We start from the raw sequence: 16,523 nt of genomic DNA, 5'->3' as shown, positions 1-16,523 counted from the left end.
AATAAAGAGCGGGTGCCATGGGTTATCGCCTGCACCCGATCAATACTAATTTAACAGGAAATGTTTCGCTCTATGAATGTGCTTGATCTGCTGTCCAGCTTGCGCAAGGCCAATATTCAGATTTCTCTTGTGGATGACAAGCTTAAAATCAAGGCTCCCCAGGGTGCAATCACGCCAGAGATCAAGCAACAGCTGACTGAAGCCAAACAGGAAATAATTGAGTTCCTGAAGGAGGCTTCTGCACCGGTAGGTGGGGTTAGCACCATCCCCAAATCGCCAAGAGATCAGGCATTGAGCCTATCCTATACGCAGGAAGCGCTTTGGACGCTCGACAGGGTTAACCCGGGTTCAGTTGCTTATAATCTGCCGATGGCATTCAAGTTTTTCGGGGAGCTGCGCGTTGATCTTTTGCAACAGGCCATTTCCAAAATCATTGAACGCCATGAAACGCTGAGATTGTCTGTGCTGGAGACGGAAGATGGTAAACCTGTCGCTCATGTCAGCGAGCCTTGGGAATTCAACCTGCCCCAACATGACTTTATTCTTGATGCTGAAGGCGACTATTCATCAGAGATTAAAAAGGTCATCGACCACTATGCGATGCGCCCTTTTGACCTATCTAAGGGGCCGTTATGTCGTTTTGATTTGATTCGCGTTTCAGGTCGCTGTGAACAGCATTCTGTACTGGTAGTGTGTCTTCATCACGTGATTTCCGACGGTTTGTCTCAGAATCTACTCGTTCGGGAAATAGCAATAATCTACGCGGCACTTCTTCAAGGTGCGCCTGTCCCATTACCACCGCTTGACATTCAATATCTTGACTTTGCCGCCTGGCAAAGGGAGACCCTCGCCGGTGATAAACTAGATAAAGAAATATCTTTTTGGAAGAATCAACTGGAAGGCGTTCCACCATTACTGGCCTTGCCTACTGATCGACCTCGTCCGTTCATTCAATCCACCAAAGGTGCCAAATACCACTTTGATATACCCAGCGATACGGCGCAGGCGACTATCTCGTTCTGCCAGTCAAACGGGTACACCGTTTTTATGGGATTGATGGCTGCATTGCAAATGGTTTTGTCACGCCACGCACAGCAGACGGATTTCTGTATCGGGATGCCCACCGCTGGTCGTCATTATAGAGAGCTTGAGCAGCTTATCGGTTTTTTTGTTAATGGTGTTTTGGTTCGAGCTAATCTGCAGGGCAACCCCTCATGGCAGACGCATCTTGATAACGTAAAACAGCGTATGCTGGATGTGCTCTCTCACCAGGAGACCCCGGCACAGCTTATTATCGATCATTTGGATATATCCAGAAACCCGAGCTACCCACCTTTGGCTCAAGTTGGCTTTCAATTGCAGAACTTCTCGGGCTCGGTTCAGGGCGGTGACGAAGATGTAGTCATGATGGATACGTTCCGAAAGATGACCAATCTTTCCATGGAACCCATCAGGTTGGAGGAGGCCGAATCAAAGTTCGATATGATCGTAAGTGTGGCTCAGAATGATGCTGATCTGAGTGGTTATGTAGAGTACAACACCGATTTGTTCGATGAGTCGACCGTTGCTCGACTGGTTACGCACTTTACTGTAGCGCTTGATAGTATGGTGTCCGAAACCGCTGAGCGTATTCAGAGCATTGCGCTTGAATCAGTCAGCGCTTTGGGCGCTGAACTTGATTTGCAACAAGGTGAGGTTGTATCGCGCCTTACCACAACGCAGTTAGCGTTTGTGCAAGATATTGAACTGAGGCCCGATACCAAGCAGTATGCGGTCGGTTTTAACTACGAAATACATAAGAACGTCAGCACGTCTGTACTTGAGTTGGCCATTAATCATGTCGTCAGTCAACATGCAATTCTACGAGCACGTTTCGTCCGTTGCGATTTGCCTTGGGCAGACTCGGCGTACCAGATTTTTCAGCCTTGCAAGAATGTTCCACTGGAAGTAGTAGATATCGGCCCACGTGTTGACGCCAGGGAGTTCGTTGAGAGCCACTTTAATGACTGGTGTTATCGCACCCACGATATATTTTCGGACGAACTGATTCGGTTCCAGTTGGTTGTTAGTGGAGACCGCAGTTGGTTGTTGTTGTCATGTCATCATATAATATTGGATGGCATTTCTGGTATGGCTATGCTGACCAAGATAGTTGAGAGCTATGAGGCAAATCTATCTGGGACTGAACTAAGTATCTATCAGGATTACTTTCCGGAGTATGTCAGCTCACACAACAAAGCCGTTGATGATCCTGATTCAGTAGCATTTTGGCGTGATAGGGCGCTTGAAGTGTCACCTTTGGTGTTTTCCATTCCACCAGCGTGGCCTCATAAGAAGGATTATCAGATCCTGAGGCACGGTTTGAGCGACGATCTGCTCAGCGATATCCATGCTTACTGCCGCAAACAAAAAACCCATCCTAGTATCGTTTATCGGCTCATTGCTTCTCTTATGATCAAGCAGTACTGCCGCCCAGACAGCGATTTTGTGTTGTGGGATATTCAGTCAGGTCGCGCAGCAGGATATGAGCAGGAAATCGGAGTTTTCTATCAGCAAGTGCCTTATGTTATATCATCAAGCCTGCTGTCGGCTGGGCACACTGCAGGTGACTTCTACACTCAACAGAGGAAATATCGGAGAGAGATAAAAGATCACACCTTGTTGTCTTTATCTGCGCTCAATTCGCTTTTCCCTACGGGTTCCATTAATTTCCAGTATAACTATTTTAACTTCCTGCAACCTGTATCAATGGAAGGTTCTTCCTCATTGCCAGATACTTTCTCATCTCATGTTGATGGTACGGTTCAGATCTTTGTTAAAGACTATGGCGATTCCGTAGATTTCGAATTGTGGTTTGATGGTTCCGTTTTTACTCCGCTGCATTTTTTGCCAAGAATGGAGCAAGTTACGCGCCAGTTGGTAGCTAGCCCTCAAATGGATTTGTCTAATGTTCGGTATGAACTCCCTCAAGAGACGGCCACTCGAGAGGCCTGGAATGAGCAACCTCGCGTATTACCCTATGACGGAATAATAGATTGGTTTGCAGAATCGGTTCGAAAACACCCGGTACATTCGGCGTTGATATTCGGGGATCTGGTACTGAGCTATGAGCAGTTGGACAGTATATCGAACAGACTCGCTAACCACTTATCCCAGCAGGGCGTTGAACAGTATGATCGTGTTGGTGTGTTTCTTGGCCGTAGCCAATGGTCATTAATATCGATTTTGGCGGTGATAAAGTTGGGTGCAGTATATGTTCCTATCGAAGCTGCTTACCCCAAGGATCGGGTTCAATATATTCTGACCGATTCTGGTGCGCGAACCTTGATTACCGAATCTTGCTTGCAGATCAAAGCAGAAGAATTCGATGGTAATGTGGTTATAGTGGATTGTTTGGATGCCGTATTGGCATCAGTGCAGGATGATCCACAGTCTGTGACGATTACCAAGCATGATCCAATATATGCGATATACACTTCGGGTTCTACGGGTAAGCCGAAAGGGGCGCTGGTCACTCATGGGGGCGAAGTCAACCTGCAAGCTTGGTACACGGAGCAAAGCGAGTTTAAAGTCGGCGACAAGAGTTTGATCATAAGTGCATTTGGGTTCGATCTAACTCAGAAAAACTTATTCGGCCCTCTTTTGTGTGGCGGTGCAGTTGTTATTCCTGCTATGGAACAATTCGACGCTGATGTGGTTGCTTTAGAAATTGAAAAGCACGGTATCACGCATATCAACTGTGCGCCCAGCGCACTGTACTCTATCGTCGAAGGTTGTGATCAAAATCGGGCTGCTCAGCTCAAAAATCTCCGCTGGGTTTTTCTTGGTGGGGAGCCTATTCGCCTTGGTGCACTGCAGCAATGGCTTCAGTCTTCTGATACCAGCGCTCAGATTGTTAACAGTTATGGCCCCACAGAATGTACCGATGTAGTGTCTTTCCATGTTATTCGTAATATAGCGTCAGAAAACACGCTGATTCCGATTGGGAAACCTATTTGTAATACGCAGATTCATATAGTGGATGACAATCTCTTGCCTGTTGCCATGGGTGCAGTAGGTGAGATCGTTATCGCTGGCGCTGGTGTTGGTTTGGGTTATATTGGGCGCGATGACTTAAACAGTGAAGTTTTCGTTAATTCAGATTTGGCTGAAGGCAAGCTTTACCGAACCGGTGATTTGGGGCGCTTTTGCCCCGATGGAAGCATAGAATATATTGGGCGTAAGGATTTTCAGGTTAAAGTTCGGGGGCTTCGTATTGAGCTTGGCGAGGTTGAATCTGCTGTTAAGTCTATAGACGGTATTATCGACTCCGTGGTGTTGGTATATAACGAAGCTCTTATTGCTTACGGTCTGAATCCTCTTGGTGTTAAGCCCGAGAATTGGCAGGCTGAGCTTCGGGCTAAGATTCCCGATTACATGGTGCCAGCGCATCTTGAGATTCTGGAAAAATGGCCTTTAACACCTAACGGGAAGATTGATCGTAAAGCCCTTCCTGCTCCTAATGCTAGTGAACGATCTGTGCCTTTCGTCGAACCTCGTAACGAAACGGAGAAGCTGATAGCCCAGATCTGGGTTCAGGTGCTCAAGGTAGATCAGGTTGGTGTGGATGACAGTTTCTTTGATTTAGGTGGCCATTCGCTGCTTGCAAATCAGATAGTGTCTCGTATTCGAAAGCACTTCGAAGTTGAATTGCCTCTGCGTGATTTGATCTTACATCCCACTGTAGCGCTACTGTCTCAGCGGGTTGCTATGGCCCAGAAACGCGTCAGCCTTGGCGAATTGGTTGCTGTTTCCAGGGATCAGCGTATTCCTTTGTCGGCTTCTCAAAAGCGGGTGTGGTTACTTGATAGAATAGAGCCAGGTAATGTCGCTTATCATGTTCCCAGCATTGTAACTATTAAAGGTAATCTGAATGCCGAAATTCTTGACCAGGCATTTGCGTATGTTGTTAATCGGCACGAGGGGCTAAGAGCATATTTTAAAGAGGATGAGGAGGGGCCATTTCAGCACTTCCTTCCTTGTGGAGATTGGGCGCTTACCAAAATTGATGCACAGGATGATACCGAAGACAGGGTGAAACAGCGGGTTGCTGCCCAGGTTGTATTGCCTTTTGATATTGAGAATGGGCCCCTTTTCAGATCTGCATTGATACAGCGCTCGCAAAATGAATACATACTCCTGGTTGTGTTACATCATATTGTGACCGATGGTTGGTCTAACGGATTGCTGGTTAGGGAGTTAGGCGAGGCGTATGTGCAGATCGCATCGTCCGGACAGTTAAATGATCAGCCGCTACCGCTTCAGTACGCCGATTTTGCCGCTTGGCAACACAATATGCTTGTTGACCAACTTAGCGAAAAGGTGGCTTTTTGGTGCGACATGCTTGTCGATGTTCCTGCACTAGAGCTACCCACTGATTATCCGAGGCCCACAGTCCAGACTTTTAACGGTGCCAGCATTGATTTCAAGCTGTCCGTTGCAGCCTCTACTGCTTTGAATGAATTGGCAAACCGTTTTCAAGCAACGAATTTTATGGTGTTGCTTGCTGCCTACGGCGCTTTGTTGCAGAGGTATTCTGGTCAGGAAGAGCTTGCAATAGGAACCCCAGTTGCAGGCAGGGATATGCCTGAGCTGGAAAGCATCGTTGGATTTTTTGTGAACACGGTTGCTATACGTGTATCACCTGACTCGACTCAATCATTTGTTACGTTACTTGAACAAGTGAAGGATCGAGCCCTTCGTTGTTTTGAGCATCAGGACGTCCCATTCGAGCAAATCGTCGAGGAGCTAAATCCGCCCCGCGATATGAGTAGATCGCCTATTTTTCAGGTGATGCTGGCTTATCAAAACTTGCCCCAAAGTGAAGGTGGGCTTGCAGCTGCGCAGGTTGGTGACATCAGCCTTGAGCCTTTCCAGCTTGATATAGACACCGCAAAGTTTGAACAGACCCTCACGCTATGGCCTGAGAACAACAGATTGGGGGGGAGTTTTACCTACAATACTGATTTGTTTTCTTCGGAGTCGGCTCATCAATTCATTAATCACTTCATCGAGTTTTGTGAGAACGCCTTCAGCAATCCCAATTCACCGCTATTTAGTATAGGTGTGTTGGGTCAGCGTGAGGTAAACCAACAGGTAATCGAATGGAATCAGACTTCCACCAACCATAATATAGAGCAACGGGTTGAGGCACTTTTTGATCAGTGTGCGGCAAGGTGCACTAACGACATTGCGGTTGTTCAAGGTGGTAGTAGCCTTACCTTCGCAGAGTTGAGTAACTGTGTCGATAGTATTGCTAAACAGATGGCAGATTCTGGAGTCGGCCGTGGTGATTTTGTTGGTGTGGTGTTGGACAGAAACCTTCACTTGATGTCAGCTATCTTGGGTGTGTTGAGGCTTGGCGCGGTTTATGTTCCGATAGATGGTAATTACCCAGAAGAGCGCATTCGTTATATATGTGACCAGTCGGAAATCAAAATCATTCTTTCACTTGCTCATCTAGTTCGTAATATCCCGAATGATGTCAATGTATTGGATATCGGAAACATTCAAACCTGGCGGCAAGAGTGCAGTGGCGCACCGAGCTTTAAACCAATTGACTACTCACATGAAGACCTTCTGTACGTAATATATACCAGCGGATCTACAGGTAACCCGAAAGGGACCGGCGCATATCACCGCAGTGAAGTGAACCTGCTTAATTGGTATACTGAGCAATTCGGAATGAACAGCAGCGACAGAGTGCTGCTGCTAAGCTCTATCGGTTTCGATTTGACGCAGAAGAACCTTTTTGCCCCACTGGTATCAGGCGCTCGTCTTATTATTCCTGACTTTCAGGAGTTCGACCCTTCCAAAATTATTTCCACGATCGCAGCACAAGAAGTTACGTGGCTAAACTGCGCCCCGAGTGCGTTTTATCCATTAGTGGATAATGAATCCGATTGGGCAAACCTGAGTTCGCTTAGGTATGTTTTTCTGGGCGGCGAGCCCATTAATATGTCCAGATTAGAACCATGGTTACGGCAGTCTCAATGTCAGTTGGTCAATAGCTATGGCCCAACGGAATGTGCCGATATTGCTGCATGGCATCAGATCGATCTGACTGTAGATGGCAATAAGCGCGCTATACCTATTGGGCGGCCTAATTACAACGTAGAGCTGTATGTTCTTGGAGAGCACCAGGAATTGTTGCCTCGCGGTGCTGTTGGTGAATTATGCATTAGCGGCGCAGGCGTTGGCCCCGGATATTTGAACCAACCTGATCTTACGAGGCAAGTTTTTGTCGAGAACCCATACAAGCCAGGCTCAGTGCTTTATAGAACGGGTGACCGGGTTAGGTATGAGGAGGACGGTAAGGTTGTTTACCTTGGGCGTCGCGATCACCAGATCAAGCTGCGCGGATATCGCATTGAAGCTGGAGAAATCCAGTCGTTGATCAACCGTACCAGTTCTGTGAAAGAGTCATTAGTTGATGTTGTTAAGACTCCTTCAGGTATTGATCAGTTAGTTGCCTGGGTTGCTTTCAATGAGGGCGCAGGCGATAAGGATCAGATACTGAATTCGCTGAGATCTGCATGTGCAGATAACCTGCCGGTCTTTATGCAGCCTGATTCTTGGGTTCTTATCGATGCATTCAAACTCACTGCTAACGGTAAAATCGATAGGAAAGCCTTGCCTGCCCCCGATTGGTTAGAGCGGAAAGTCGAATTCGTAGCTCCTCGGGACGAAAATGAAGTGTTGCTATCGGAAATCTGGGCGCAAGTTCTTCATCTTGATCAAGTTGGAGTGTTTGATAACTTTTTTGAGTTAGGCGGACACTCCTTGTTGGCAACGCAGGTCGTTGCGCGGCTGCGTAGCCGGTCAGGCATTGTGTTGCCTATTCGTGATCTTATGGCAGAGCCTACGATTGCGGCATTGGCAGCCAAGATTTCTCGGATGTCAGCGGATACCGATGCTTTGCCGCTAATTCGAGTTGATCGGAACCAGCGTTTGTCACTTTCTTTTGCTCAGCAGAGACTGTGGTTGTTAGACAAAATCGAACCTGGATCCCTTGCTTATAGTGTACCTTCTATATTGCGAATAAACGGAAGTTTGAAACCGGATGTGCTGGAGCGAGCGCTTAGTAAAGTGTTGAATCGCCACGAAGGTCTAAGAACCGTTTTCAAAGAAGATGACGTTGGCCCTTATCAATTGATATTGCCTGAGCAGGATTGGTCTTTGCCTCTGGTTGATGTTGCGTCTTCAGCAGACTCGCTGGATGAGCAGGCCATACTTAAGGAAGCCAAGCGTCTCATTGCTGTAGAGCTGATGACACCATTCGATTTGGCTTCAGGGCCGCTTTTCCGCTGCAGACTTTATCAGCTTTCAGAATCCGAATTCATATTTTTAGTGCTCATACATCACATCGTCACAGATGGATGGTCCATGAATATCCTGGTGCAGGATCTAGGGAATGCATATATTCAAATGGATTTACATGGGGAGGTTTATCTAGAGCGGCTTCCTATCCAATATGCAGATTATTCTACGTGGCAGCGTCTGCATCTTGACGAAGATCGCCAAGAACAGCTTATGGGATATTGGCGGCAGAATTTGGCAGGTGTGGAGCCATTGGTGTTGCCAACCGATTACCGGCGCCCAGCCATTCAAACATATAACGGTGATACCGTTCGTTTTGAAGTGCCCGCTGTTACCAGAAGTCAGTTACACCATCTTTCGATTGAGCAGAATGCGTCTTTGTTTGCCGGGTTGCTTAGCGGTTTCTTTATTTTGTTGCGGCAATACTCTGGGCAGAATGATTTTTGCGTGGGCACCCCTGTGGCCGGGCGAGAACGTTCAGAGTTAGAAAAAGTGGTTGGGTTTTTCGTTAACACGCTTGCAGTTCGAGCTGACGTTGCTGCAAGTGACTGTTTTAATGATGTTCTGGTTCGAGTGAAACAGTCGCTTCTGGATGGGTATGCTCATCAGGAGGTTCCGTTCGAGCAAATTGTTGAAGAAATCGATCCAGCACGTGACATGAGCCGTTCCCCGCTGTTTCAGGTCATGCTTGCGTATCAGAATATTCCTATGGATCAGCAGGGGCTGGGCGGACAGGAGACTCTAGGGGATATATCGCTGGAGCCTTTTGATCCGGGCGTTGATTCCAGTAAGTATGAAATAACCATGACTCTTTGGGATACCGAAGATGGGTTCGGCGGCTCATTACAATACAACACCGACCTGTTCAGCCGGTCTACCATAGAATCAATGTCTCGTCATTTCGTGGCGTTACTAGAGCAGCTGTCATCCAAGCCGGATACGCCTATATGCGCGCTGAATTATCTATCCCAAGAAGAGCGTGATCAGCAAGTCATCGAGTGGAATCTAACTGATAGAGAGTACGATCGTGAGTTAACCCTAGATCGTGCCTTGACGACGTCTCTCCATTTGCACGCTGCACAAACGGCGATAATATGTGGAGGTGAATCGCTCAGCTACGCTGAATTGCAAGCCAGCTCAAACCGAGTAGCGCATTTATTACAAGCACGCGGTGTTAGAGCGGGGGATTGTGTTGGTCTTTGCGTAGACCGAAATCTTCACCTTATGTCGATAATCATCGGCATATTGAAAGCTGGTGCTACGTATATTCCGCTTGATGCATCATATCCTGCCCAGCGTATTCAATACATACTAGAGAATGCTCAAGCAGATTTGGTGGTAACTCAACAGCACCTGTCTGATGTACTACCGCCAAACTTATCGACCCTGATTTGGGAAGATCATTTAGAAAGTCTTGACGCTTTGCCTGAAAGCTTTGATCCGGTTACGGTTCAGCCTGAGCAACTTCTTTACTTGATCTTCACTTCAGGGTCCACAGGCAATCCAAAGGGCACCGGGGCTTATCATCGTTCTGCTATGAACCTGTTGAACTGGTATTGCGGTGAGTTCAACATGACCGCGTCCGATAAGGTGCTTCTACTTTCAGCCGTTGGATTTGATCTTACCCAGAAGAATCTGTTTGCGCCATTGTTGAGTGGTGCTGCGCTTGTTATTCCAGACTTTACCGAATTTGACGGAGAGAAAATAACAACGTTGCTGCAAAAAGAGCAGGTTACATGGTTGAACTGCGCGCCAAGCGCGTTTTATGCGTTACAGGATGAGCGATCGGATTGGGGTAGGTTGTCCAGTATTCGTTTGTTGTTTTTGGGTGGCGAACCCATCAATGTGCCGCGTCTGTCTGATTGGTTGAGGCAGTCTAAGTGTCAGTTGATTAATAGCTATGGGCCAACAGAGTGCGCTGACATTGCTGCTTGGTATCCAGTTCATGTTGATCGTGATTACGACGCACCTGCTTTACCTATTGGGCGACCCAACTACAACGTGCAACTGTATGTGTTGGGTGATCAACAGGAATTATTGCCGATAGGCGCTATAGGAGAGTTGTGTATCGCCGGTGACGGTGTTGGCCCAGGGTATATTAACAACCAGGAACAAACAGAGGCGTCTTTCCTGCCAAACCCTTATTCAAACGAAGGTACATTATATCGTACAGGCGATCGAGTACGGTATCGTGTTGACGGTAATGTGGAGTATTTGGGTAGAAGGGATCATCAGGTTAAACTGCGTGGTTATAGGATTGAAGCGGGTGAGATTCAGTCCGTTATTAATCATGCCGAAGTTGTAAAAGATAGCCTTGTAGATGTAGTAAAAGACGAAAATGGTATCCAGAGGTTGGTTGCTTGGGTGGTGGTGCCTGATGTGTCCGGCGATTGGGAAAACAAAGCCATTGCGGCCTGTGCTGATCACTTGCCCGCTTTCATGATTCCAGAAATTTGGTTGGCTTTGGAGGCGTTCCCGTTAACACCAAACGGAAAGATCGATCGTAAGGCGCTTCCTAAGCTTATGCTTGTTTCCACCGCCGAATATGTGCAGCCTGAAACAGACGCTGAGGCATCATTATGTCAGCTATGGAGTGCAATTCTAGGGGTTGATCGCGTGGGTGTTACCGACAACTTTTTCACGCTGGGGGGGCAGTCACTATTGGCCACTCAGCTTGTAAGTCGTATGGGGCGTCTGTTTGAACGCAGTATTTCTGTTAGGATGCTATTTGATTATCCAACGATTCGGCAGATCGTACATCAGCTAGAGCAGAGTGCTCATGTCGCCCAACGCCCCATCATTACGCGTCGCCCTGACATTGAGCAAGCACCGCTTTCGTTTGGTCAGCAGCGCTTATGGTTCTTTGAGCAACTCAATCCGGGTACTCAGGCAAACAATATGCCTGTTGCCATAAAAATTAAAGGTGCGTTGGATTGCGCTGTATTGCAGAAAGCCTTCTCGGAGTTATGTCGTCGACATGAATCCTTGAGGACTTCATTTCTCGCGGGTTCTGACGGTGCCCCTGTTCAATTGATTCATTCAGAATCAGAATTTGTGTTGGAAGTAGAGGATATTACCGCACTTGATCCGTCCGAGTTGGATATTAGACTTGATGACCTTATTCGCCAGAACAGTCAGAATCCCATTGCCTTAACTGCAGCACCCTTAATGCGCGCTAAAGTCGTTGTGACTTCGAATGCTCCCAATGAACAGCATCTTCTACTTTGCATGCATCACATTATTTCGGATGGCGCATCTCAGGTTGTGTTGTTTCGTGAGTTGATGACATTGTATGTCGCTTATATGTCTGATCAGCCGTCTCCCTTGCCGGAGTTGATGATTCAGTATCCCGATTTTGCTCATTGGCAACGTCAGTGGCTGGATGATGAGGCCATGGCCAGTCAGTTAGAGTATTGGCGTCAGCAGCTTGCCGATGCACCTATTTTGCTGGATCTTCCGTTAGACAAGCCCAGGCCCAAGGTGCAAACCACGAACGGGAGTACTGTTAGTCGAGCCCTGCCTGAGGTGTTAACACAGGAATTGAAAGCGCTATGCGAGCAGCAAGGTGTGACATTGTTCATGGCCACGCTCCTTGCGTGGCAGGTCTTGCTCAGTAGATTCAGCGGGCAAAAAGATGTGGTTGTGGGTGTGCCATCGTTGGGGCGTCATGCTCCCGAGCTTGAAAATATAATAGGGTTCTTCATTCAGAGCTTAGTATTTAGAAGTAAGTTTGATAACAACCCCCTAATTGAAGGTGCATTGCAGCAGGTCAAACAGACCGTTCTTGATGGTTTCTCCAACGGTGATGTGCCTGTCGATAAAATAGTTGAACATCTATCTATTCCAAGGAGCTCAGCCTATTCGCCTTTGGTGCAAGTCGCTTTTCAGCTATTGGATAATGCCGATTTTAACGCATCGGAGATGGTGGGCAACGCTTCTATCGGCGGCATGGAGATTGAAGTGGTTGGCGGTCAGACTGCATCTGCCAAGTTTGATTTGACCCTCAATTTGACTCTGAATGGGAACCAGCTCAGCGCGTCTCTTGAATATAATACCGACTTGTTCCAAGACGATACCGCAGAGTTCTTGCTGGAAGGGTTTGAGCGTGTTTGCCAGCAATTCGTTGATAACCTGCAGCAGCCACTCACGAATATTTCAATCGTAGCAGAACCCGATCTTTTGTCGGCGCTTGGGCTTGATCCAGCTGAGTGCGAATGCGTTCAACCGCTTTCTAGAATGCAGCACGATATGTTCTTGGACAGTTTAGTTAACCCCGACTCGCTACAAAGCAGTCATGGGTGGAATATACATGTCCGCAAGCCACTCGATGTTGATTTATGGTCTGCCGCAATTGAGGATGTAGCCCGTCAACAACCTATGTTAAGGGCTCAGTTCATCGCCGCTGAAAAAGCTTGCCTGGATATGGGTTACTTAGCTGTTTTCAAACAGCGCCGTCCTGTTGTTGATGTGATTGATCTTAGGCAAGAGCACATCACTGATTGTGATTTGTCCGACCGCATCAATAAATTGATATACAAACCATACGACATACAAAACGATGATTTGATAACTTTCCACGTGCTGGTGCTGGAAGACGAGCACTTTGTTGTTGTTACAGCAGTGCATCATGCGCTGCTTGATGGTGCTTCGCTTAATGTGTTGTGGCTTCAGCTTGCGAATACCTATTCCCAGCTCCTTGTTGGGCAGACGGCGAAGATTCAGTCTATTGATTTTTCTGAGTTTGTTAATCATGACCGTATGGTTATGGATACCGCTCCTGTTTTAAATTTCTGGCAGCAGCGATTGGCGTCGGTTGAGCCGCTCGGGTTTACGGTTCCTTCCCCGGTTCCTGCTCCCGCGCATTTTATTACGCGGGAGTTGATGCTTGAGCAGGATCACTGGTCTCAGGTTAAATTGCTGTGTCGCAAACACAGAATTACACCGTCTTTGTACTTCAAATGCCTGTTCGGATATTTGATTCAGCAATACTGTCGCGCAGACAGCGACTTTTCCCTGCAGGAAACAATGGGAGGCAGGATTAAGGGGCATGCGGAATCTATGGGATGTTATATCCAGGAAATTCCCTTTGTATTCGAGAAGCAGTCTCTTGTTCCGAATCAGCGGTTTATTGATGTGCTGGAATACGCTCGTCAATATCAGAAAACCATAAAAGACCAGCGTTTGATTTCTATCGGCAAACAATTAGAGTTGTCACCGAAAGGCCGTATTGGCTTTATGTACAATTTTTATCAGTTTCTTGCCACGTCCGAGTTTCTGGGAGATACCTACAGCCCTGAGGGTACCCCGAGTGATCCTGCCAATAATGTGCAATTTGTTGTCACAGAGGTTGCTGGCCGTCTTAAATTGAATTTGTTTTACCATCAGCATCTGTTTTCTGATCTTGGTATGCTCGAAAGGATCAAAAGCCTGAGCGAACAGGTACTTGATAATCCTCAAATTACATTGGCTGAATTGCAAACCGTACATTCTGCGTCAGAGCGAGTGCAGCTTGTCGAGAATTGGAATAATACCCATCGAGATTATGATCTCAGTTTGTGTGTGCATCAAAAGTTCGAGATGTTGGTGCAGGCAATGCCTGAGAATATCGCAATCATCGATGATAATGGATCGTATAGCTATTCTGAGCTGAATATTCGAGCTAATAAGCTGGCTCACTATCTGATTGAATCGGGTGTGCAAGTGAGTGACCTTGTGGGGTTGTGTGCTGATCGTTCGCGTGATTTTCTGGTTGGTATACTCGGCATCATGAAGGCAGGTGGTGCCTATGTTCCAATGGATCCGAAATATCCTGACGATCGCATTGAGTATATGATCCAAAACTCCGAAGTATCGGTTCTGATAACTGAAGTGGCTTTGTTGCAGAAGTCTGACGCTGTCTCCGCCGGTGTTACTCGGCTGTGCCTTGATCGTGACTGGAGCGATATCGAGTCAAGGTCAAGCGCTAATCCTAACTTGCCCATAACTACGCGCAGTCGAGCCTATATGATCTATACCTCGGGTTCTACTGGCTTGCCCAAAGGTGCGATCGTTCGGCACGATGGGGCGATGAATCACATTGAAGCTGAATGTGAAGTGTTGGCATTTTCGGATGCTTTTAGCTTCTTGCAGACAGCGCCGTCTTCTTCTGATATTTCCGTATGGCAGTTTGTCGGCCCGGTAACCAGAGGAGGTAAAGTTGTTGTTCTTGATGACGTTACTCATTCAAAGAAGCTATTCCAGCTGGTGAAGGATAATGACATTGACGTCGTAGAGTTGGTGCCGGTTGCCCTCCAATTGTTGATGGAGTATGTGCGTTCTTTGCCTGAGATCAACCGGGGGCTTCCGTCGCTGCGCTGGATGATGGCGACGGGAGAGGCTGTATCTGTAGAGCTGGTAAATGATTGGCTGGCTCTTTACCCTGATGTGCCTGTTGTTAATGCTTATGGGCCTACTGAGGCAGCAGATGATGTAATTCAGTGTGCCATAAATGCCCCTTTACCCATTACACAGAAGTCCGTTCCAATTGGTAAACCTCTGGGCAACCTTAAGGTTTATATTGTTGATGAGTTGTTGCGACTGGTGCCAGCGGGCGTTCCGGGTGAAATTTGTATCGGTGGTATCGGCGTAGGGGAGGGTTATTGGAAAAACCCAGATAAGACCGCACAGGCTTTTGTAACTGATCCATACACTAATGCCGTCGGTTCCATTATGTACCGAACCGGTGATCTCGGTCGTTGGCTGGCAGATGGTAGCGTTGAATATTTGGATCGCGTGGATAACCAGGTAAAAGTTCGTGGCTTCCGCATCGAATTGGGTGAGGTTGAAGCTGCACTCTCAAGTTTGCCGGGTGTGCGTGAGAATGTCGTCATTGTCCGTGACGATTTGCCTGGCGGCAAAGCGCTTGCAGCGTACGTTGTGCCATTAGATCAAAGTGAAACACTGGAGCCGCAGAGACTGCGTAGTTTGTTACGTGACGCCTTGCCCGATTTCATGGTCCCGGCTGCCATTGTCGTTATGGACAAATTACCTTTAACCCCAGCGGGCAAGATCGACCGTAAATCATTGCCAAGGCCCGTTACCATGCAACTGGGTGGATCAGAATACTTCGCCCCTAGAACCGATGCAGAGGCGCAATTGGTCCAGATCTGGGAGTCGCTAATGCCCGTGGAGCGAATCGGCGTGACCGATAATTTCTTCGAGCTTGGTGGCCATTCACTCATCGGGGTCCGGATCATGGCCAAGGTAAATAAAGCTTTTGGTACCCAACTACAGGTAGCGGCGCTGCTGACCACTCAAACGATCGAGAAGCTGGCATTGTTAGTGGGTGATGAAACTCATAGTGCTTCTCCCATCGTGCCCATCGCTGTTGGTGAAAAGCCTCCCATATTTATGATTCACCCGGTTGGCGGGGATGTGCTTTGTTATGCAGACATTGCCAGGACACTAAGCTCTGAGTTTTCTGTCTACGGAGTACGTGCGCAAGGGCTGGACGGGCATTCGGATCTTGCCCCCTCTCTGGCGGAGATGATTTCCCGATATGTGGAAGCCATAATGGACCAGCAGCCAGTCGGGCCTTATCGCCTGCTTGGTCAGTCCCTTGGTGGGATTCTTGCTATAGCTGTAGCAGCGAGGCTTGAGGCCGCAGGGCATGTGGTTAGCCATGTTGTGATGCTGGACACGTACAGCCCTCAGCATCTTAGTGCTGCTGGGGCTACAGAATCTGAGATAGTGACTAAAGCATTGGGAGTGACATCTGTTACTGGGCTGGATAGAGCCGACCAAGTTGCCAGCGGAGAAAATCACGCTGATTCAACTGCTTACCTAGCGCGATTATATCAAGTTGCTAGACAGGCTGGTGTCATTCCTGAAGAAATGCCCGCTGATCAGTTCGCGTGTATCTATCGAGTTACAGTACAAAATCATACGTTTGCATCACAATATGAAGTGGAAAATATTACCGCAAATGTGCATCATTTTACGGCTGCTGATAATGTAACGGGCGAACCTTCAGGGAATAGCTGGAAACAGGTGATGCCAACCCTGGAATCTACCGCTGTTCCTGGCGGTCATGAGTCCATGATGCGTGGTGAACATGCGGAATCGTTGGGTCAGGCTATCATTTCGCGGCTTAAATCAGATAACAACAATAATGAATGAGGCATTGA

The 16,523-nt window shown here is 47.6% G+C and carries 1 protein-coding gene; it reads left to right on the top strand.

Features of this window, described 5'->3' with window-relative positions:
- The first annotated feature begins 72 nt into the window (after window positions 1-72).
- The gene (locus Kalk_RS02100) at window positions 73-16,515 is read left to right on the top strand and encodes a non-ribosomal peptide synthetase (protein WP_158643265.1); all 16,443 of its coding nucleotides are present in this window, start codon (window positions 73-75) and stop codon (window positions 16,513-16,515) included.
- The last annotated feature ends 8 nt before the right edge of the window (window positions 16,516-16,523 follow it).

Source organism: Ketobacter alkanivorans (assembly GCF_002863865.1).
GTDB classification, from domain to species: domain Bacteria; phylum Pseudomonadota; class Gammaproteobacteria; order Pseudomonadales; family Ketobacteraceae; genus Ketobacter; species Ketobacter alkanivorans.
The sequence above is the reverse complement of the archived record's forward strand: the minus strand, read 5'-3'. Positions and strand labels throughout refer to the sequence as shown.

Coding starts and splice junctions, on each gene's coding strand:
- Kalk_RS02100 (WP_158643265.1), top strand. CDS start 73: ATGAATGTGCTTGATCTGCTGTCCAGCTTGCGCAAGGCCAATATTCAG.